19 protein-coding genes are annotated in these 19,329 nt (G+C 72.9%); 10 read left to right on the top strand and 9 right to left on the bottom strand.

The features are described from left to right. Nucleotides 1-242 precede the first annotated feature (242 nt). Both leuC and DR046_RS07250 read right to left on the bottom strand, forming a co-directional pair. Nucleotides 243-1,613, bottom strand: a complete 1,371-nt coding sequence (gene leuC, locus DR046_RS07255; RefSeq protein ID WP_115381456.1) for a 3-isopropylmalate dehydratase large subunit — start codon at nt 1,611-1,613, stop codon at nt 243-245. Further along, nucleotides 1,610-2,398, bottom strand: a complete 789-nt coding sequence (locus DR046_RS07250; protein ID WP_115381454.1) for a GntR family transcriptional regulator — start codon at nt 2,396-2,398, stop codon at nt 1,610-1,612. Before DR046_RS07250 ends, leuC begins: the two co-directional genes overlap by 4 nt. Nucleotides 2,399-2,512: 114 nt before the next feature. Between DR046_RS07250 and DR046_RS07245 the strand changes: the two genes are divergently transcribed. From DR046_RS07245 to DR046_RS07220, 6 genes are read left to right on the top strand one after another with little or no spacing between them, the layout of a single operon-like run. Continuing rightward, nucleotides 2,513-2,983 carry a nuclear transport factor 2 family protein gene (locus DR046_RS07245; protein WP_245190848.1) on the top strand — a complete coding sequence of 157 codons (471 nt, stop codon included), beginning with the start codon at nt 2,513-2,515 and terminating at the stop codon, nt 2,981-2,983. Next, a complete protein-coding gene (locus DR046_RS07240; RefSeq protein ID WP_115381450.1) occupies nt 2,980-4,665 on the top strand; it encodes a hydantoinase B/oxoprolinase family protein in 1,686 nt (561 codons plus the stop codon). The genes DR046_RS07245 and DR046_RS07240 overlap by 4 nt, the downstream gene beginning before the upstream one ends. After that, on the top strand, nt 4,647-6,731 hold the full coding sequence (locus DR046_RS07235; protein ID WP_115381448.1) for a hydantoinase/oxoprolinase family protein: 2,085 nt from the start codon (nt 4,647-4,649) through the stop codon (nt 6,729-6,731). The genes DR046_RS07240 and DR046_RS07235 overlap by 19 nt, the downstream gene beginning before the upstream one ends. Next, a complete protein-coding gene (locus DR046_RS07230) occupies nt 6,728-7,330 on the top strand; it encodes a cysteine hydrolase family protein (protein WP_115381446.1) in 603 nt (200 codons plus the stop codon). The genes DR046_RS07235 and DR046_RS07230 overlap by 4 nt, the downstream gene beginning before the upstream one ends. Then, nucleotides 7,327-8,184, top strand: a complete 858-nt coding sequence (locus tag DR046_RS07225; protein WP_115381444.1) for an isocitrate lyase/PEP mutase family protein — start codon at nt 7,327-7,329, stop codon at nt 8,182-8,184. Before DR046_RS07230 ends, DR046_RS07225 begins: the two co-directional genes overlap by 4 nt. After that, complete coding sequence (locus DR046_RS07220) at nt 8,185-9,537, top strand: FAD-dependent oxidoreductase (RefSeq protein WP_115381442.1); 1,353 nt, start codon at nt 8,185-8,187, stop codon at nt 9,535-9,537. 12 nt (nt 9,538-9,549) lie between these two features. On the opposite strand, the gene lhpI is transcribed toward DR046_RS07220, so the two are convergent. The 7 genes from lhpI to DR046_RS07185 all read right to left on the bottom strand — a co-directional run bounded on the left by lhpI (nt 9,550) and on the right by DR046_RS07185 (nt 15,828). After that, nucleotides 9,550-11,196 (bottom strand): cis-3-hydroxy-L-proline dehydratase, encoded by a 1,647-nt coding sequence (gene lhpI / locus DR046_RS07215; protein WP_115381440.1) that lies wholly within the window; start codon nt 11,194-11,196, stop codon nt 9,550-9,552. Beyond that, the gene (locus DR046_RS07210) at nt 11,196-12,047 is read right to left on the bottom strand and encodes an esterase-like activity of phytase family protein (RefSeq protein WP_115381438.1); all 852 of its coding nucleotides are present in this window, start codon (nt 12,045-12,047) and stop codon (nt 11,196-11,198) included. Before DR046_RS07210 ends, lhpI begins: the two co-directional genes overlap by 1 nt. Then, a complete protein-coding gene (mepA, locus tag DR046_RS07205) occupies nt 12,014-12,874 on the bottom strand; it encodes a penicillin-insensitive murein endopeptidase (protein ID WP_115381436.1) in 861 nt (286 codons plus the stop codon). Before mepA ends, DR046_RS07210 begins: the two co-directional genes overlap by 34 nt. Further along, nucleotides 12,847-14,241 carry an MFS transporter gene (locus DR046_RS07200; protein WP_115381434.1) on the bottom strand — a complete coding sequence of 465 codons (1,395 nt, stop codon included), beginning with the start codon at nt 14,239-14,241 and terminating at the stop codon, nt 12,847-12,849. The genes mepA and DR046_RS07200 overlap by 28 nt, the downstream gene beginning before the upstream one ends. Before the next feature lie 73 nt (nt 14,242-14,314). After that, entirely contained in the window at nt 14,315-14,506 is a 192-nt protein-coding gene (locus DR046_RS07195) for a hypothetical protein (protein ID WP_115381432.1), read from the bottom strand. 178 nt (nt 14,507-14,684) lie between these two features. Next, a complete protein-coding gene (locus tag DR046_RS07190) occupies nt 14,685-15,083 on the bottom strand; it encodes a PRC-barrel domain-containing protein (protein WP_167766956.1) in 399 nt (132 codons plus the stop codon). Continuing rightward, complete coding sequence (locus DR046_RS07185; RefSeq protein WP_115381428.1) at nt 15,037-15,828, bottom strand: fasciclin domain-containing protein; 792 nt, start codon at nt 15,826-15,828, stop codon at nt 15,037-15,039. Before DR046_RS07185 ends, DR046_RS07190 begins: the two co-directional genes overlap by 47 nt. 300 nt (nt 15,829-16,128) lie before the next feature. On the opposite strand from DR046_RS07185, the gene ffh reads away from it, so the two are divergent. The 4 genes from ffh to DR046_RS23950 are packed head-to-tail and all read left to right on the top strand — an operon-like array spanning nt 16,129 to nt 19,206. Then, nucleotides 16,129-17,622 (top strand): signal recognition particle protein, encoded by a 1,494-nt coding sequence (ffh, locus tag DR046_RS07180; protein WP_115381426.1) that lies wholly within the window; start codon nt 16,129-16,131, stop codon nt 17,620-17,622. Beyond that, nucleotides 17,619-18,140, top strand: coding sequence for a GNAT family N-acetyltransferase (locus tag DR046_RS07175; RefSeq protein WP_115381424.1), 522 nt, complete (start codon nt 17,619-17,621; stop codon nt 18,138-18,140). The genes ffh and DR046_RS07175 overlap by 4 nt, the downstream gene beginning before the upstream one ends. Next, the gene (locus DR046_RS23955) at nt 18,137-18,652 is read left to right on the top strand and encodes a GNAT family N-acetyltransferase (RefSeq protein ID WP_209313560.1); all 516 of its coding nucleotides are present in this window, start codon (nt 18,137-18,139) and stop codon (nt 18,650-18,652) included. The genes DR046_RS07175 and DR046_RS23955 overlap by 4 nt, the downstream gene beginning before the upstream one ends. Continuing rightward, nucleotides 18,649-19,206, top strand: coding sequence for a GNAT family N-acetyltransferase (locus tag DR046_RS23950; RefSeq protein ID WP_209313559.1), 558 nt, complete (start codon nt 18,649-18,651; stop codon nt 19,204-19,206). The genes DR046_RS23955 and DR046_RS23950 overlap by 4 nt, the downstream gene beginning before the upstream one ends. Nucleotides 19,207-19,329 lie beyond the last annotated feature (123 nt).

Genomic DNA, 19,329 nt, shown 5'->3' with positions numbered 1-19,329 from the left:
CGGAGCCTGCGCGAAACAGCATCGGCTCTGCCGATGCCGCGCGTTTCGCCGAAGGCGAACCTCCGGTTCGACGCCGGGCCGCCCCCCGGCCCGGCGATCTGGTGAAGCCTGGTGCTTCGATCGAGCGTCATCCTGACTTGGCGTAGATAAAGTGCGTAGAATGACCGTCGGATCGCCGAACCGCGGCCCGACGATGCGCGCGCCCGATTTCGACGGTGCAGGTGCCTTGAGTGGAACCCGGATCATGCCGCGTCCCTCCCCTCAAGCAGCGGGCGCAGGTCGGTCAGCTTGCCCGTCACCGCGGCGGCGGCGACCATGGCGGGCGACATCAGATGCGTCCGCGCCCCCTGCCCCTGCCGCCCCCGGAAGTTGCGGTTGGTGGTCGAGGCGCAGCGCTCGCCCGCCGGCACCCGGTCGCCGTTCATCGCCACGCACATCGAGCAGCCCGCGCCGACCCAGTCGAGCCCGGCCTCGGTGAAGATGCGGTCGAGCCCCTCCTCCTCGGCCTGCTGCTTGACGAGGCGCGAGCCGGGCGAGACGAGGCCGGGGACCCTGGCCTTGCGCCCGGCCAGCACGGCGGCGGCGGCGCGCAGATCCTCGATCCGGGCATTTGTGCAGGAGCCGATGAAGACCCGGTCGATCTCGATCGCGGAGAGGGGCGTGCCCGGGGTCAGCCCCATGTAGTCGAGCGCGGCGCGGGCATGCTCGGTCTCGGGCACCGGGACGGTTTCGGTGATCGGCAGCGCGTCCTCGGGGCTCGTGCCCCAGGTGACGGTCGGGGCGATCTCGGCGGCATCGAGCGTCACCTCGCGGTCGAAGCGCGTATCGGCGTCCGACCTCAGCGCGCGCCAGTCGGCCACGGCGCGGTCCATGTCGCGCGGCGCGTAGGGACGCCCGGCGACATAGGCGAAGGTCGTCTCGTCCGGGGCGACCATCCCGAAGCGGGCGCCGCCCTCGATGGAGAGGTTGCAGAGCGTCATGCGCGCCTCCATCGAGAGGCCCCGGACGGTGCTTCCCGCATATTCGACGGCATGGCCGGTCGCGCCCCCGGTGCCGAGCCGGGCGATCCAGGCGAGGGCGAGGTCCTTGGCGCCGATGCCGGGTCCGAGTTGGCCCTCGACCGTGATCCGCATCGCCTTCGGCTTCACCTGCCAGATCGTCTGGGTCGCCAGCACATGCGCCACCTCGGTCGCGCCGATCCCGAAGGCGAGCGCGCCGAAGGCGCCGTGGGTGGAGGTGTGGCTGTCGCCGCAATTCACCGTCAGGCCGGGTAGCGTCAGCCCCTGTTCGGGGCCCACGACATGGACGATGCCCTGCCGGGGGTCGTCGAGGCCGAAGCAGGCGATGCCGTACTTGGCCGTGTTCTCGGCCAGCGTGTCGATCATGCGGGCCACGGCGGCGTCCTTCGGCGTGCCGCGCGTCGGGGCGTAATGGTCGGCCACGCCGAAGGTCAGGCCGGGCTCTGCCACGGGCAGGCCGCGCTGGGCCAGCTTGGCGAAGGCGTGGTGAGAGCCCTCATGGACGAGGTGCCGGTCGACCCAGAGCAGCGAGGCGCCGTCGTCGCGGCGCAGGATCTCGTGCGAGGCCCAGAGGCGGTCGAGCAGGGTCGTCATGCGCCGCCCCCGATCACCGGTTCCCAGTGGGAGGTATCGCCCTCGCGCACGCGGGAGAGCGTCATGTCGAGGCGGAACAGGTCGGGCAGGTAGAGCGCCGAGAGGTACTCGACGCCGCGCCCCTCCACGTCGCGCACGGTGCGCGTCAGCGACAGGAGCGGCGCGCCGAGGACGGTGCCGAGCGCCTCGGCCACCTCGGGGGTGGCGGCGGTGGCGGTGACGGATTGCTGCGCCGCCTCGATCCGGGTGCCCGCGCGTTCCAGCAGTTGCAGCAGGGGAGCGCGGGCGAGATCGGCCTCGTCGTAGTGGCGGGCGATGGCCTCGGGGACGAAGGTCGTCAGGTGGCTGAAGGGACGCCCCTCGGACAGGCGGATGCGGGTGGCGCGCTGGACCCGCGCGCCCTCGGGCAGGTCGAGCGCGCGAAGGACGGGCGCGGGGGCCGCGACATAGGCGAAGGACAGAAGCCGCGCCGTCGTCGCCTGCCCCATCTGGGCGAGTTGCGGCAGGGCGCTGGCGATGTCGGCCGAGAGCGGGGCCTGCGCGCCCTCGGTCACGGTGGTGCCGGCGCCGGAGCGGGTTTCGACCAGCCCCTCGGCGGCCAGCGCGGCGAGGGCGCGGCGCACGGTGACGCGGCTGACATCGTGGGAGGCCGCCAGCTTGGACTCGGCCGGGAGCGTGGCGCCGGGGGCGTAGGTTCCGCTGGAAATCTCGCCGCGCAGGGACAGGTAGACGCTGCGGGCCTTGCCGCCGACCGGGCCGTTGCCCGGCCGCCCCGAAGGCGCCATCCTCTCTGCCTGGACCGTCACCGGAGCCGTCTCCCCTCTCCCGCCCGCGTCGAATTGACCTAGCGTTAGCCCAAAACCTGTTCTATGGGAAGGACAGATTTTCGGAGGCAGCGCATGACCGAGACCCGGAGCGACGAAGCGGAGGCGACCGTCCGTGCCTTCCTGACCGCGCTGGAGGCCCGCGATCTGGACGCGGCGCGGGGCATGGTGGCGCCCGGCTTCGCGATGCGCTTTCCGGGGGCGGCGCCGATGACGGAGTTCGCGGCGCTGATGGACTGGGCCAAAGGGCGCTATCGCCGCATCGGCAAGACGATCGAGGCGGTGGAAGGCTTCGCCCGTGGTGGCGCGCAGGTCGTCTATGTGCGCGGCACGCTGGCCGGGGAATGGCCGGACGGGGCGCCTTTCGACGGCATCCGATTCATCGACCGGTTTGAGGTCGTGGACGGCAGGATCATTGACCAGCAGGTCTGGAACGATCTAGCGGAGATGCGCCCGGCGACGGGCGACACCGAGACGCGCCCGAGGACTGGCGACGCCGAGATGCGCCCGAGGACCGGCGACCCCGAAGTCAGGGCGCGGGCATGAGCATCGACGGCGTCACCCTCGCCGTGCTGGCGGGCCGGATGGAGCAGATCGCGGACGAGATGGACGCGACGCTGTTCCGCGCCGCCTTCAACCCCATCATCGCCGAGGCGCATGACGCCTCTCACGGGCTCTACCATGCCGAGACGGGCGACACGCTGGTGCAGGGCAAGTCGGGCCTGCCGATCTTTGTCGGCGTCATGTCCTTCGCCGTGAAGGCCGTCATCGACCGCTGCGCGGAGGAGGGCGGGCCGCGCGAGGGCGACACCTGGATCTTCAACGACGCCCATATCGGCGGCACCCACCTGTCCGACATGCGGCTCGTGCGGCCCGTCTTCCGGGACGGCAGGCTGTTCTGCTGGCTGGCCTCGGTCGGGCATTGGCATGACGTGGGCGGCGCGGTGCCCGGCAACTACAACCCGCAGGCGACCGAGGCCTTTCAGGAGGGCTTCGTCCTGCCCCCCGTGCGCCTGATCCGCGACGGCGAGATGCAGCGCGACGTGGTCGACATCCTGATGCGCAACACGCGGCTTCCGGCCTCGGCGCAGGGCGACCTGAACGGGCAGCTGGGCGCGCTGGACCTCGGGCAGCGGCGCATGGCGGAGCTTCTGGACGAATACGGCGCCGAAACGCTGGGCGAGGCGCTGGATGCCTTGGGGGATCGCGCCGAGACCCTGATGCGCGCCGAGATCGCCGCCCTGCCCGACGGGCGCTGGGAGGCGGAGGACTTCCTTGACAATGACGGCATCGGCGCCGACCCCCTGCCGATCCGCGTCGCGCTGGAGATCGCGGGCGACCGCATGACCCTCGACTTCGCGGGCACCGCGCCGCGCACGGCGGGGCCGGTGAACATCGCCCTGCCGACTGCCGTCGCCACGGCCTATGTCGCGATCAAGCATATCTTTCCCGACATGCCTGCGAATGCCGGCGTGATGCGGCCCGTCGACATGCGGGTGCCCGAGGGCTCGCTGCTCTCGGCCGAGTTCCCGGCGCCGGTCGGCGGCTATACCGAGACGATCCTGCGGATGATCGACGTGATCTTCTCGGCCGCCGCGCAGGCGGTGCCCGACCGGGTCGTCGCCAACGCCTATGGCACGATCAACGCGCTGAGCATCGCGGGGCGGCGCGCGAATGGCGCCCGCTGGGTGATGTTCTCCTTCTACGGCGGCGGTCATGGCGGCACGCCCGAGGGCGACGGTCTCAACCACGGCAACGCCCCGATCTCGACCGCGACGATCCCCCCGCTGGAGATCCTGGAGGCCGCCTATCCGGTGATGTTCCGGCAGTGGGCGCTGCGGCCCGACAGCGCCGGTGTGGGCAGGCATCGCGGGGGCCTCGGCGCGGTCTACGAGATCGAGCTGCTGGAGGAGAAGGCGGAGGCGTTCCTGTTCGGCGAGCGCGGCAGGTTCCCGCCGCGCGGCGTGGCCGGGGGCGGCGACGCCGCGATGAACCGGTTCGACTACGAGCAGGACGAAGGCCGCGCGGTGCCGCCGCTGGCCTCGAAGATGACCGGCATGAAGCTCCGGCGCGGCCAGACCGTGCGGCTGGAGACGCCGGGCGGCGGCGGCTACGGCCCTGCCGCCGAGCGGCCTGCCGAGGCGGTGGCGCGCGACGTGGCGCTGGGATATCTGAGCGAGGGCGCCGCCGATGCCGCCTACGGGACGGCATGGAGGGACGCGCCATGATGATCGGCGTCGATGTGGGCGGGACCTTCACGGACGTCTTCCTGCTGGACGAGGCGACGGGCCGGGCCGAGGTCGCCAAGGTGCCGACGACGCGCCCCGACCAGTCGGGCGGCTTCCTCGCGGGGATCGGGCGGCTTACGCCCGACCTCTCGCAGGTGTCGGTCGTCGTCCACGGGACGACGGCGGGGACCAACGCCCTGCTGGAACGCAAGGGCGCGAAGACCGGCGTCATCACGACCGAGGGCCTGCGCGACGTGCTGGAGATGCGGCGCCGCGACCGCCCCCGCACCTGGGGCCTGCGCGGCGACTTCCGGCCCGTCGTCCCCCGCGACCTGCGGCTGGAGGTGCCCGAACGCACGCTCGCCGACGGCACGATCCGCATGCACGTCGATCTCGACGCCGTGAGCGCCGCCGCCCGGGCGCTGCTGGAGGCGGGCTGCGAGGCCGTCGCGATCCTCTTCGCCAATGCCTATGCGAATCCCGGGAACGAGGCCCGCGCGGCCGAGGCCGTCCGCGCGCTCTGGCCCAACCCCCATGTCAGCGTCTCGTCGGAGATCCTGCCCGAGATCCGGGAGTTCGAGCGGTTTTCGACCGCCGCGTTGAACGCCTACCTGCAACCGGAGGTCTCGGGCTATCTCGACCGGCTGGGCGCGGCGCTGAAGGGCGGCGGCTTCGGCGGCGAGTTCCTGATCGTGCAGTCCAACGGCGGCGTCATGGACACGTCCACCGCCTGCCGCCTGCCGGTGCGCACCGCGCTGAGCGGACCCGCCGCCGGCGTCATCGCCGCCGCCCATATCGCGACCACGGCGGGGTTCGAGAACGTCATCACCGGCGACATGGGCGGCACCAGCTTCGACGTCGCGCTGATCGCGGGGGGCAAGCCTGGGCTCTCGCCGCAGACCTCCATCGATTTCGGCATGGTCGTGCGCACCCCGATGATCGAGATCACGACCATCGGCGCGGGCGGCGGCTCCATCGCCTGGGTGGACAAGGGGGGCCTTCTGAACATCGGGCCGGAAAGCGCGGGCAGCACACCCGGTCCCGTCGCCTACGGTCAGGGCAACGACCGGCCCACGGTGACGGATGCCAACGTCGTGCTGGGCCGGATCGACCCCGACAAGCCCATCGGCGGCGCGCTCGACCGGCTGGACGTCGACGGCGCCGCCCGCGCCATCGACGCCCATGTCGGCAGGCCCCTCGGCCTCGACACCGTGCAGGCCGCCGAGGCGATCCTGCGCGTCGCCAATTCGCGCATGGCCGGGGCGCTGCGGCTGGTCTCGATCGAGCGGGGCTTCGACCCGAAGCGCTTCGCCTTCATGCCTTTCGGGGGCGGCGGCGCGCTGCATGTCGGCGCGCTGCTGGCCGAGACCGGGATCGCGCGGGCCATCGTGCCGCGCTACCCGGGCGTGACGAGCGCGATGGGCTGCGTCATCGCCGACATGCGGCAGGACTTCGTGCAGACGATCAACGCCGCGACGGCGGCCCTGGACGTGGAGGCGCTGCGCGCGACGATGCAGGCCCATGTCGACGAGGGGCTGGCCCTGCTCGACGCCGCCCGCTCCCGCTTCGAGGCGCGGGAGGCCACGTTCGAGCTCGACATGGCCTATCTCGGGCAGACGCATACCGTCGCCGTGCCGCTCCCGGTCGGGGTGGAGGAGGGTCGCGTCGCGCCCGTCACCGTGGGCGAGATCGAGGCCGCCTTCGACGCCGCCTATCGCGCGACCTATGGCCGGCTTCTGGAGAACGGGACCCGGCGGGTGATGAACCTGCGCAGCGCCGTCACCGGGCGGCGGCCCAAGTTCGACCTCGCCACGCTGGCGCCCCGGGGCGGGGACACGGAGCCCATCGCCAGCCGCCGCGTCCATTTCGGCGAGGCCTGGCACGACACCGCCATTCACGACCGCCTCTCCCTGCCGGTGGGCGCCGAGATCCGGGGGCCCGCGATCCTCGTCCAGCCCGACACGACGGTGCTGGTCGATCCGGGGCTGGTGGCGCGGGTGGACCGCTTCGGCAACACCATCGTCGCCCCGGAGGGGCGCCTTCCAGAAGATCCCGAGGCGACATGACCGAACTCGACCCGACCCGCACGGCGCTGCTGACCATCGACCTGCAGAACGACTTCCTGCACCCCGAGGGGGCTTATGGCCGCGCGGGCCAGCGCTCCGAGGCGATCGCCGCCCTGCCCGCCCGCATCGCGCCGCTGCGCGACGCCCTGCGCGCGAGGGGCGGGACCTATATCAGCGCGCAGTTCACGCTGGTCCCGGGTCCCGGAGGGGAGCCGCTGATCGCGCCGCACCTGAAGACGCTGCGCCCCTTCCTCGGCAAGGGCGACTTCGCCCCCGGCGCCTGGGGGCACGGGCTGGTCGATGCGCTCGCCCCCGCCGACTACACGGTCGAGAAGGTCGCCTATTCCGCGCTCTACCAGACGCGGCTGGAATACATCCTGCGGGCGCTTTCCATCGACACGCTGATCCTCGGCGGGATCGTGACGAACGGCGGGGTGGCCAGCACGATCCGCGACGCGCATCTGCGCAACCTGCACACGATCATCCTGTCGGACGGCTGCGCCGCCTTCGACCCGAAGGTCCACGAGGCGACGCTGACCTCGCTCGGCTCGATCTGCCCTGCCATGACCTGCGCCGAAATGACGGAGCGGCTGCGATGAGCCTGCGCGCCCGCCTCCGCCGCGCCCCGATCCTCGTCGCACCCGGCGTCTACGACCCGCTGACCGCCGCCCTGGCCGAGGATGCGGGGTTCGAGGCGCTCTACCTCTCAGGCGCCGCCGTCGCCTATACCCGCCTCGGCCGCCCGGATATCGGGCTTACCTCGGTGACCGAGATGGCCGACACGATGGCCCTCATCCGCGACCGCGTGGATCTGCCCGTCGTGATCGACGCCGATACCGGCTTCGGCAACGCGCTGAACGCCCAGCGGACCATGCGCCTCTACGAGCGGGCGGGGGCGAACGCGCTTCAGGTCGAAGACCAGACCTTCCCGAAACGCTGCGGCCACCTGTCGGACAAGACGCTGATCCCGACCTCCGAGATGACGGGCAAGATCGCCGCGATGGCCGATGCCCGCGCCTCCGACGAGACGCTGGTCATCGCCCGCACCGACGCCATCGGGGTCGAGGGGATCGAGGCCGCGCTGGACCGGGCCGAGGCCTATGTCGAGGCCGGGGCGGACGTTCTCTTCGTCGAGGCGCCGCGCTCGGGCGAGGAGCTGGCCCGCGTGGCCCGGCACTTCGCGGGCCGCGTCCCGCTGCTGGCGAACATGGTCGAGGGCGGCGCGACGCCGATCCGGTCCGCCGCCGACCTGGAGGCGCTGGGCTATGCGCTGGTCATCTTCCCGGGCGGCATCGTGCGGGCGCTGGCGCGGACCGCCGCCGACTACTACGCCAGCCTGTACGAACACGGCTCCAACCGGCCCTTCGCCGACCGGATGGACGATTTCGACGGGCTGAACCGGCGGCTCGGCACCGCCGGGATGCTGGCCGCCGGGCGGCGCTACGAGGGCTGAATGCCGGTCCTGCCACCCCCCGCCGCCTACGACATCGAGATCCCCGTCCTGATCGTCGGTGCAGGCGCCTGCGGGATGGTGGCGGCGCTGGCGGCGCAAGAGGCCGGCGCCGAGGTGCTCGTGCTGGAAGCGGACCCGGTGCCCTCCGGCTCCACTGCGCTTTCGGCGGGGCTGATCCCGGCGGCAGGCACGCGGCTTCAGGCCGAGGCGGGGATCGAGGACGACCCCGCCCGCTTCGCCGCCGACATCCAGGCGAAGGCGAAGGGCGAGAACCCGCAGGCGCTGGTCGACCTGCTGGCGCGCGAGGCGGCGCCCGCCGTCGATTGGCTGTGCGATCTGGGCCTTCCCTTCTCGGTGGTGGATGATTTCGACTACCCGGGCCATTCGCGCCGCCGGATGCACGGGCTGCCGACCCGCGCGGGCCGGGAACTGATCGACCGGCTGCGCAGCCTCTGCGAGGCGCGCGGCATCGACATCGTCTGCGACCGGCGAGTCGGCTCTCTCTTCGCCGGGGACGGCCGCGTCACCGGGGCAGAAGCCGCCGGCCCCGACGGGCCGGAGCGGATCGGCGCGGGGGCCACCGTGCTCGCCTGCAATGGCTATGGCGGCAACCGCAAGATGGTCGCCGCCGAGATGCCCGCCATCGCCGATGCCCTCTGGTTCGGCCATGACGGCAACCGGGGGGATGCGGTGCTATGGGGTCGCGCGCTCGGCGCGCGGGTCCGGCATCTGGGCGCCTACCAGGGCCACGGGAACGTGGCGCATCCGCATGGCATCCTGATCACCTGGGCCACGATCACCGGGGGCGGTGTCCAGGTGAACGCCGAGGGGGAACGGTTCTGGGACGAGAGCCAGGGCTATTCCGAGGCCGCCCGCGCCGTCCTCGCCCAGCCCGGCGGCATCGCCTGGACGATCTTCGACGCCCGCATCGCCGCCGTTGCGCGCCAGTTCGAGGATTTCCGCCAGGCCGAGTCTGTAGGCGCGGTGCGGGAGGCTGCCGATCTGGCCGCGCTGGCCCGGGCCTGCGACCTGCCTCAGGCTTCGCTGGAGAGGGAGCTGTCGTCGCTGACCCGCACCGACCCCTTCGGGCGCGTCTGGACCGGCCCGCCGCTCACCCCGCCCTATCGCGCGGTGAAGGTGACGGGGGCGCTGTTCCACACCCAGGGCGGGCTGGAGGTGGACGACCACGCGCGGGTGATGGGGGCGGACGGCCCGATCCCCGGGCTTTTCGCGGCGGGGGGCGCGGCGCTCGGGGTCTCGGGCAAGGGCGACAGCGGCTATCTCTCGGGGAACGGGCTGCTGTCCGCCGTGGCGCTGGGCCGGGTCGCGGGGCGGGCGGCGGCGGGGTCCTGAAGCGCAGGCCGCTCAGGCAAGCCAGCGCGGCAACCCGGTCGGGCCGCGCCCCGTTACCGCCGCCTCGACGCAGGTGTCGAGGCTGCCAAGCCGCACCTGCCGCCCGTGTAGGCCCGGCCCGTAATGCGCGTATTTGCCGGAGGTCGTGAGGACGGTCCGCGCCTGCGGCGGAAACACCGGCTCCGACAGCGAACACCAGCAGAGATCGGGGACGACCCGCACGCCCGCGCCTGTCAGCGCCGCCATCACCCCCTCTTCCTGCGCGGCGCGGGCGACGTCGCGACCGACCGTTACCAGCGTGTCGATGACGCAGCGCCGGTCCCCCAGCCCGCGGGCCAAGGCGCGCAGTTCCGGCAGCGAGGCATGGGGCGAGCCGATGGCCACCAGGTCCACCGCCTCCGGCCCCGCGCCGAGCCGGTCCCAGCCGTCGCGCAGGGCCGCCCGGTCGAGGCGGATCGTGGGGCCCGAGGCCGGCCCCGGGCCAAGTTGCAGCATGGGCGCGGCCGAGGTGGTGCCGAAGGCGGCGCAGAGCGCCTTGAGGTCGTCGGGGGACGGCGCCGCGCCCTCCAGCCCCGTCACGCGCGGGACCCGGTCGGGGGCCAGGCGCCCGATCAGCCAGCCGAGAAGGGGCCAGACCGCGTCGTCCGCCTCTTCGGGAAACTCGACCGCGACCGTCACCTGCGGCTCCCGCGCGGCGTCGGCATACATCCCCGCCAGCGGCACGCGTCCCGTCACGGCGGCGCAGAGGTCGATGAAGTCGGGCAGCTTGGCCGTGCGCGCGCCGAGCACCGAGTTGGCGTAGATCACCGCGTTCGACTCGCCCCAGGCCAGCACGTCCCCCGGCCCCGGCGGGTCGTCCAGCAGGTAGGGCGCGCAGGTGAAGCTGGGCCGGGCTCCCATCTCGACATAGGCGTCGGCGAGCCGGGCGGCGGGGGCGCCGACGGCCTCGGCGACGCCCTGCGCGCGCCAGTTCTCCCGGTCGACCGAGATGGCGTTGGTCGTGGTCGGCACCCGCACGCGGGCGCCCATGCCCGCCATCGCCTCGGCGAAGCGCAGGAAGGCGGGGGCGGCGTGGATGCAGCCGTCGATATGGGCGCGGGTCACGGGCACCAGCCGCGTCGCGCCCTGCACGGCGGCGATGGCGACCAGCACCCGCATCGCGAAGGCCGCGGCGGGGCCCTCGGCACCGTCAAGCATCGCGCGCTCCTCGGGTGTGAGGGAAAGCGCCTCGGCATTGCAGGACCCGAGGGCGATGCGGTGGCCGTCCGCCTCCAGCACGCCGTCCCCGATCCGCGCGTGGCGGGCGCGGCGCACGGTCTCGAAGGCCGAAGCCTCCAGCCGCACCACCGGCAGCGCGATCCCGAACAGCTCCGCCGCGACCAGCGCGCCGGTCGTGGCCACGTCCTCGGCGTCGCGGAACACGAGGGCGGCGGGGGCGCGGCCGTTCAGCGCGAGGTCCAGCAGCACCCCGCTTCCGGTGCAGGAGCCGCGGGTGCCCGGCAGGACGAGAACCTTGCCGCTCACGACCTCGCCCGCCTGCGGATGATGCGCGTCCACGATCCGCCCCGTCGCCGGATCGACCCCGCCCCAGAAGCTGAGCGGCTCCTTCAGGGCCAGCACCGGGCCGGACGCGTCGCCGGGGACCAGCAGCCGCCCCATCAGTCGAGCACGTAGTCCACGAACTCCGTCCGCTGCAGCGCCCGAAGGTTGTCGTCCGAGATCATCGTGGCGCGCAGCCGTCCCGCCTCGTCGCGCCAGATCGACACGCCTTCGAGGTTGTCATGGGCGCCCAGCGCGCTCTGCATCTCCAGCCGCTCGTCGCCGCCGGTCAGGTCGAAGCTGCGCAGCCGGGTGCGGAAGCCGATGACGGCGAAGTCCCGCTCCAGCAGGTAGAGCCGGCCGTCGAACACGTCCGCGCCGGCGACCAGGAAGCGCCCGTCGCGGCGCAGCGCGAAGGGCCGGTCCCAGGTGCCGTGCCGGAAACGCCAGACTGGAAACGGCCGATCCTCGGCGCCCGACCGCTCCCGGATGGCATAGAGCGTGCCCTCCGCATCGGCGGCGAGCGCCTCGAATCCGGCATTGCGGTGCACCCCCCGGAAGGCATCCGGCTGCGGCATCCTCTCCGGCGCGGCGTCGAGCGCGGGATGGCGCATCACCCGGTGGATGCCCTCGAAGGCGATGTACCAGTCGGACCCGGCGCCGGCGATGGCCTCGGCGTCGGTCTCGGTGCTGCGCAGGCGGCGCCCCGAGGAATGCAGCAGCGGCCCGCGCCCCGCGACAGCCACCTCCGTCACGGCGCCCGTTCCCTCGCGCAGGAGCGTCCCGCGCACCCAGCTTCCGCGATCCGACAGGGCGACGAAATCGCGCCCCTCAGGCCCCAGCCACAGCGCCGAGAACCCGCCCGCCCCGTGCCAGCCCGGGCGCCAGACATGGCTGCCCAGGTAGTCGGCGGCAGAGGCAGGAGCGCAGGCGGCGATCAGCGCGCAGGCGCAGAGAGTACGGAAGCGCATTGCTGAGGCAGGTTGGCCATCGTCAGGTCCCGCCGGGGGGCGGGGGGCGGCGCGTTCGGGTCGGGCGGCGGCGGGTTGAGGATGTTGTTCACCCAGTCCTGCGCCTCGGCGCAGCCGTCGCCCGGCGGCGGCGCGTCCTGATCCTCGCAGTTGCGCGCCCCGCGCGGGCAGGCGATGCGGACATGCATGTGGTAGTGATGTCCCCACCACGGCCGCACCTTGCGCAGCCAGGACCGGTCGCCGGTCTCGTCCTGGCACATCTGCACCTTGGCGCCCGGGAAGATGAAGATCCGCGCCGTGCGCGGGTCCTGCGCGGCCTTCTTGACCAGCTCGTGCTGGCCGCGGGTCCAGTTGTCGTTGACATAGGCCCCCTCGGCCCGCTGCATCGAGATGGCGGAGATGTTCTCGCGCTGCTGCCGGCTCAGCGTCATGTCGGTCGCGGGATAGAGCCAGATATCGGCGTCGAGCCCGATCTGGTGGCTGCTGTGGCCCGAGGTCATCGGCCCGCCGCGCGGCTGGCTCAGGTCGCCGACATAGATGCCGCTCCAGCCGATCCGGTCCATGTGGCGGCCGATGTCCTGCACGAGGTCGACCAGCTCCGGATGGCCCCAGTTGCGGTTGCGCGACAGGCGCATGGCCTGCCAGCTCTCGCCGGTCTCGGGCAGCTGGGCAAGCCCCGCGGCACATCCGCGCGCGTAGGAGCCGATGGGCTCCGGCTGCTGGGCGCTGGGCCGGTCGGCGGCGCCGAACAGCTGCTTGGCCGGTTGCTGGGCGCTTGCGGGCAGGGCAAGCAGCGCGATCAGGCAGGCGAGGGCGACGCGGACCATGTCTCTGACTCTCCTCTCGGTTTCACCCAGGCTAGCAGGATCAGCCCGGCGATGAACAGCCCCGCCACCGGCAGGTAGCCGAGCCTCGCCGATCCCGTGGCCGTGGTGCCGATCCAGATCAGCGCGGGCGCGAGGAAGGCCGTCGCCTTGCCCGACAGCGCATAGAGCCCGAAGGCCTCGGTCGGCCGCGCGGGGTTGGCGTGCAGCGCCATCATCGTGCGCGACGCGGCCTGCACCACGCCGCCCGCGCCGCCGATCACCGCGCCCATGACATAGAGCAGCAGGTCCGGCGCGCCCGAACCGGGACCCACCGGCACGCCCAGAACCATCGTCCGGTCGGTGAAGCAGATCGCCAGAAGCGCCCCGGTCAGCAGCAGCACGGACCCGAAGATGACCGGCTTCGGCCCATGCCGCCGGTCGAGCCGCCCCCCGACCCAGGACGCGACCCCCGCCGTGATCGCCGCGACGATTCCGAAGACGCCGATCTGCACCGTCGACCAGTCCAGCACCAGCCGCGCATAGACCCCCCCGAAGGCATAGAGCGCGACCAGCGCGTCGCGGTAGAGCATCGAGCCCAGCAGGAACGCCGTCAGCGACTGCCGCCCCGGAAGCTGCCGGACCAGCGCCATCACGTCCCCGAAGGCACCGCCCAGCGTCAGCCGGCCCAGCGCGGGGGCCCGCGGCTCCCGCACCCAGAGGAAGAAGGGCACCATGAAGACGACGAACCAGAGCGCGGTGAAGGGGCCGACGAAGCGCGTCCCCTCCCGCGCCTCGGGGTCGAGTCCGAAGGGCGGCGGGTTGCCCAGCAGCGTCACCCCCGCCTCGTTTTCGGCAAAGAGCAGCAGCATGACGAACAGCGCCACTACGCCCCCTGCATAGCCCAGCGCGTAGCCCGAGCCCGAGATGCGCCCGACCTCGCCCGGCGGGCCCAGCGACGGCAGCAGCGCGTTGGTATAGAGCGTCGTCATCTCCGCCCCGACCATGGCGAGGGCGAAGGCGACCAGCACCACGCCCGTCTGGCTCGCGTCCGGCACCATCAGCCACAGCCCGGCGGTGCCCAGGACGTAGAGGACCGAGAAGGCCCAGATCCACGGCATCCGGCGCTGCGCCCGGTCGGCCAACGCGCCCATGACCGGCGCGCAGATCGCGATGCCCACTCCGATCCAGGTCTGCGTCCCCGACCAGAGCGACTGCGCCGCGGCGTTCGCGGCCTCCGTGCCCATGCCCTCGGCGGCATAGGCATCGGCCAGGACGCCGGCGAGGTAGGGGCCGAAGACGAAGGTCAGGCACAGCGTGTAGAAGGGCTGCGTCGCGAAATCGAACATCATCCAGCCGCGCACCCGGCGGCGGAGGGTCGTGTCGGTCATGGCGGCCCCTCTGCGTGTCGCGCGCGACCATGGGGCGGGGCGCGCGACCTGGCAATGGGGATGTGCGGCGAGGTCAGAACAGGATCACGTCCTCGACGCCGATCCGCCCGCCCCCTTCGATGACGGCGACCAGCCCCGGCGCCTCCGGACCGCCCCGCCCGTCGATATCGATCCGAAGCTCGCCCGTCCGGCCGTCGTAGTCCGCCCGGCCGCTGCGCAGGGCGGCGTCGATCTGGCAGGCTGACGGGGCGGGGTAACGGAACAACCTCTCGATGCGTCGGCGGCCGTCACGACACCGGGCGCGGAAGATTCTCGGCGCCTTCGGGGTGGCAGGCCCGGGGCCGAAGCGCGGGAATGCCGGGCCGGACCGAAGGATCCGCATCCGGCACACCCCCTGCCCATCCGCGGCTCCGGCCGCGGAGGCCGGCCCCGCGGGTCCGGGATCAGCCGTCCTCGGCACCCTCCATGAGGATCACCGCGCCGTCGAGCGGGTCGATGACGAGCTCGACGACGTCGACGCGGATCTTCTCCGCCTCCTGCAGGCCGATGGCGGAGAGGTCCACGAAGCCCGGGGACGGCGCATAGACCAGCGTCCGGGCTTCGGCGCCCTGAAGGTCGATCAGCACGTCGACGACCTCGCCCAGGGTCTCTCCGACGGGGTCGCGCACGGGCTGGCCGATCAGGTCGGCGACCGAGACCACGTCCGCGGTCAGGCCGATCACCGGCACCTCGACGGTTTCTCCGGCGGACACGTCCCGCTCCGGCGCGGCGGCCCGGTCGGCATCGCCCGCATCCTCACCCTTTTCCGGCACGAAGACCTCCGGATCGGGCAGGACGATCACGGTGGCGGGTCCTGCCCGTTCGGCGGGCTGCGGCTCCGGGTTCGCCGGGGGCCGCGTCGCCCTGCGCGGCGGGGTCGTAGACATAGACGTTCTCACCGCCGCGGTACCAGGTCGGCGCGGGCGGCCCGGACGCCGCGGGCTCAGACGCGACGGTCCGGGCCGAGGGTTCGTCCGGCGCGGCGGCGTCCGCCTGCGCAGGCGGGGTCGCCGGGTCGAGGCGGTTCAGCCGTGCCTCCAGATCGTGGGGCAGCAGCACGGCGTCGAGCGCATGGATCACCGCCGCGTCGGCCCGGATACTCCCCGCCCGCACCCGCGCCTCCGAGGGTGCGCGCGCGCCGGGCGTCGTCTCCGCCTCCTCGGGCGGCGTTGTGCGGAAGGTCAGGGCGCCGCGCCTGCAGGTCGTCACGATCCGGGTGTCGCCGGCGAGCGGCCGCATCTCGACCGGCAGCGCGTTCGAGGGATGCGGCCCCGACGGGATCAGGTGCAGGGCCAGCACGGCGCGCAGCGCCGCCTCCGCCTGCGGCCGGGACAGGCGCTCGACCAGTGCCTCGGGCAGGCGGCGGAACGCCGCGTCCGTCGGCGCGAGCACGGTGCCGCCGCCCGCCGCCTCGAAGCGGTCGAGCAGGGCCGTGTCGGCCAGGGCGTCGAGCCGCCCGTCCTCGGCGAGCACGGTGCCGAGGGGCGCCGCACTCAGCGGGGCGGCAAGGACGAGGAGGCCGAGAAGGACGAGAAGGAACAGGATCATGCGATCGCCCCGGCTGTGTCACGGTCGGACGGAAAACCGCCGCCTGACGCGGCACGTTCCGCCCCGGGGCCTGCGACAAGGGCGCACCCCGACGCCCTCCGGCCGGGCGCCGCCCAGCCCGAGCTTGACACGGGAGGGAGACGCGCGCATAGCCCGCGCCCAAACCCGGAAGCCCTGCGCCTCCGGTCCCCCGACCGCCGGGGGATCGCCCCCCGTCAGCGCGTTGCGCCCACGGGGGCGTTTGTGCATTCGCCGGGCGTCCCCCATCTAGGGGCCACCCATCACGAGGAGAGAGCGCCGATGTTCGAGAGCCTGTCAGACCGCCTGGGCGGCGTCTTCGACCGCCTGACCAAGCAGGGCGCCCTTACCGAGGACGACGTCCGCACCGCCATGCGCGAGGTCCGCGTCGCCCTGCTGGAAGCGGATGTCTCGCTGCCGGTCGTGCGCGACTTCGTCAAGCGCGTCACCCAGAAGGCCACCGGCGCCGCCGTCACCAAGTCGATCACCCCGGGCCAGCAGGTCGTGAAGATCGTCCATGACGAGCTGCGCGCCATGCTCGCGGGCGACGAGGGCATCCCGCCGCTCAAGATCGACAACCCGCCCGCGCCGATCCTGATGGTCGGCCTGCAGGGCTCGGGCAAGACGACGACGACCGGCAAGCTGGCCAAGCGGCTCAAGGACCGCGACGGCAAGCGCGTGCTGATGGCCTCGCTCGACGTCAACCGCCCGGCGGCGATGGAGCAGCTCGCCATCCTCGGCACCCAGATCGGCGTCGACACCCTGCCCATCGTCATGGGCCAGAAGCCCGTCGACATCGCCAAGCGCGCCAGGCAGCAGGCCAGCCTCGGCGGCTACGACGTCTACCTGCTCGACACCGCCGGCCGGCTCCAGATCGACCAGGCGCTGATGGACGAGGTGGCGCAGGTCCATGCCGCCGTCGCCCCCCGCGAGACGCTGCTGGTCGTGGACGGCCTGACCGGCCAGGTCGCCGTCGAGGTCGCCGAGGAGTTCGACGCCCGCGTCGGCGTCACCGGCGTCGTCCTGACCCGGATGGACGGCGACGGCCGCGGCGGCGCCGCCCTGTCGATGCGCGCCGTCACCGGCAAGCCGATCCGCTATGTCGGCCTCGGCGAGAAGATGGACGCGCTCGAGACCTTCGAGCCCGACCGCATCGCCGGCCGCATCCTCGGCATGGGCGACATCGTGGCCCTCGTCGAGAAGGCGCAGGAAGTCGCCGACATCGAGGCGCAGGAGCGCATGATGAAGCGGTTCCAGAAGGGCCTCTTCAACATGAACGACCTGAAGGGCCAGCTCCAGCAGATGGAGAAGATGGGCGGCATGGAAGGCGTCATGGGCATGCTGCCGGGCATGGGCAAGATGGCCAAGCAGATGGACAAGGCCGGGCTCGACGACCGCATCCTCAAGCGCCAGATCGCGCTGATCGATTCGATGACGAAGAAGGAGAGGGCCAATCCCGCCCTGCTCCAGGCCAGCCGCAAGAAGCGCATCGCCTTGGGCGCGGGGCTGGAGGTGGCCGAGTTGAACCAGCTTCTGAAGATGCACCGCCAGATGGCGGACATGATGAAGAAGATGGGCAAGGGCGGGATGCTCAAGAAGGCGATGGCGATGATGTCCGGCAAGGACGGCGGCATGCCCGACCCCTCGCAGATGGATCCCGCCGCGCTGGAAGCGGCGTCGAGGCAGCTCGGCTCCATGGGCGGGATGCCCGGCATGGGCGGGATGCCCAAGGGCCTGAGCCTTCCCAAGGGCTTCGGGGGCATGAAGAAGAAGTGACCGGGACGGCAGTCCATATCCCTACGCTTGTGACCGGGCGCCTCGTGCTGCGCGCCCACCGGCTCGCGGATTTCGAGGCCTATGCGGCGACGATGGCCTCGCCCCGGGCGCGGATGATGACCGCCGATCCCTCGCGCCGCGCCGCCTGGGCGGGTTTCATGCAGGACGTCGCCTCCTGGTGCCTGCACGGCTTCGGCCTCTGGGCGGTGGAGCTGCGCGATGGCACCCCGGTCGGGCAGGTTGGCGTGAACCGCCCCGACCACTTCCCCGAGCCGGAGCTTGGCTGGCTGCTGCATGACGGCCACGAGGGCAAGGGCGACGCGACCGAGGCCGCCACCGCCGCGCTGGACTGGGCCCGCGGCCGCGTCGCCTCGCTGGTCAGCTACGTGACGCCCGGAAACCTGCGCTCCGAGGCCGTGGCCCGCCGCCTCGGCGCGACGCCCGACCCCGACGCCCCCCTGCCCGAGGGCGAGACCCGCGCCGAGACGACGGTCTGGCGCCACGGGGGGCCGGCATGACGGCCATTTCCGTGCTGACCACCGAGCGCCTGACGATGCGCGCCCCCAGGCTCGACGATTTCGAGGCGCTCGCGGCATTCTACGCCTCGCCCCGCTCCCGCTTCGTCGGCGGCCCGCTCACGCGGGAGCTGGCCTGGCGCGCCCTCGCGCAGGAGGCGGGGCACTGGCAGCTGCGCGGCTACGGCCGATGGCTCGTCGAGGCCGCGGGGACGCCCGTCGGCCTCGTCGGCCTCTGGTTCCCCGAGGGCTTCCCCGAGCGGGAGCTGGGCTGGGACCTGTTCGACGGGCAGGAGGGCAAGGGCTACGCGACCGAGGCAGCCCGCGCCGCACGCCGCCACGCCTACGAGACGCTGGGCTGGACGACGCTCATCAGCCTGATCGCCGACGGCAACGCCGCCTCCGAGGGCGTCGCCCGCCGCCTCGGCGCCCGTCCCGACGGGCGCTTCACCCATGCCCGGTTCGGCGCGGCCACGGTCTGGCGCCACCCCGCGCCCTCGGAGCGCGCCCCGTGACGATCCCGACCGCCATCCCCCTCCCCCCGGCGGCGGCCGCGCGCGCCGCCGCGCTGCGCTCGGCCGTGCCGGTGCTGCGCACCGCGCGCTGCGTGCTGCGCGCGCCCGAGCTCGGCGACTTCGACGCGCTCCACGCCATCCTCGGCTCCGAGCGCGGCGCCGACATGGGCGGCCCCTTCACGCGCGAGGAGACCTGGTCCGACCTCTGCGGCCAGACCGCCACATGGCTGCTGCGCGGCCACGGCATGTGGACCGTCGAGCATGCCGGCGCCGCGGCCGGCTTCGTCCTCATCGGCACCGAGCCCGGCGACCGCGAGCACGAGCTCGGCTGGCTCCTGACGGCCGAGCACGAGGGCCGCGGCCTCGCCTTCGAGGCGGCCTCCGCCGCCCGCGATCACGCAAGGGGCGCGCTCGCCCTGCCCTCGCTCGTCAGCTACGTCGCCATCGGCAACCGCCGCTCCGAGCGTCTGGCCGAGCGGCTCGGCGCGCGGGCGGACGGGACGCTCTATGACGGGGCGGTCGCGGTCTGGCGCCATTGGGGGACCGGGTCATGACCCGCGCCGGATCGAATCGGCCGGTGGCGACCGGCGCGCATGGTTGCCTCGGGAAACTTCGGATCTTTCGGGCTATAGACGGGCCTGCGTCCGATATGCCCGTGAATGGAACCACTTCACTCT

The sequence above is a fragment of the Jannaschia formosa genome (assembly GCF_003340555.1).
GTDB classification, from domain to species: Bacteria; Pseudomonadota; Alphaproteobacteria; order Rhodobacterales; family Rhodobacteraceae; genus Jannaschia; species Jannaschia formosa.
Note: the sequence above shows the minus strand (reverse complement) of the source record. Positions and strands in the feature narration are given on the sequence as shown.

Bases quoted from the DNA above. Each gene is read 5' to 3' on its own strand.
- DR046_RS07250 (WP_115381454.1), bottom strand. From the start codon at position 2,398: ATGGCGCCTTCGGGGCGGCCGGGCAACGGCCCGGTCGGCGGCAAGGCC.
- DR046_RS07185 (WP_115381428.1), bottom strand. From the start codon at position 15,828: ATGATCCTGTTCCTTCTCGTCCTTCTCGGCCTCCTCGTCCTTGCCGCC.
- mepA (WP_115381436.1), bottom strand. From the start codon at position 12,874: ATGGTCCGCGTCGCCCTCGCCTGCCTGATCGCGCTGCTTGCCCTGCCC.
- lhpI (WP_115381440.1), bottom strand. From the start codon at position 11,196: ATGGGGCGGCTGCTGGTCCCCGGCGACGCGTCCGGCCCGGTGCTGGCC.
- DR046_RS07225 (WP_115381444.1), top strand. From the start codon at position 7,327: ATGAGCCTGCGCGCCCGCCTCCGCCGCGCCCCGATCCTCGTCGCACCC.
- DR046_RS07200 (WP_115381434.1), bottom strand. From the start codon at position 14,241: ATGACCGACACGACCCTCCGCCGCCGGGTGCGCGGCTGGATGATGTTC.
- DR046_RS07230 (WP_115381446.1), top strand. From the start codon at position 6,728: ATGACCGAACTCGACCCGACCCGCACGGCGCTGCTGACCATCGACCTG.
- DR046_RS07220 (WP_115381442.1), top strand. From the start codon at position 8,185: ATGCCGGTCCTGCCACCCCCCGCCGCCTACGACATCGAGATCCCCGTC.
- DR046_RS23955 (WP_209313560.1), top strand. From the start codon at position 18,137: ATGACGGCCATTTCCGTGCTGACCACCGAGCGCCTGACGATGCGCGCC.
- DR046_RS07240 (WP_115381450.1), top strand. From the start codon at position 2,980: ATGAGCATCGACGGCGTCACCCTCGCCGTGCTGGCGGGCCGGATGGAG.
- DR046_RS07245 (WP_245190848.1), top strand. From the start codon at position 2,513: ATGACCGAGACCCGGAGCGACGAAGCGGAGGCGACCGTCCGTGCCTTC.
- leuC (WP_115381456.1), bottom strand. From the start codon at position 1,613: ATGACGACCCTGCTCGACCGCCTCTGGGCCTCGCACGAGATCCTGCGC.
- DR046_RS07235 (WP_115381448.1), top strand. From the start codon at position 4,647: ATGGAGGGACGCGCCATGATGATCGGCGTCGATGTGGGCGGGACCTTC.
- ffh (WP_115381426.1), top strand. From the start codon at position 16,129: ATGTTCGAGAGCCTGTCAGACCGCCTGGGCGGCGTCTTCGACCGCCTG.
- DR046_RS07210 (WP_115381438.1), bottom strand. From the start codon at position 12,047: ATGCGCTTCCGTACTCTCTGCGCCTGCGCGCTGATCGCCGCCTGCGCT.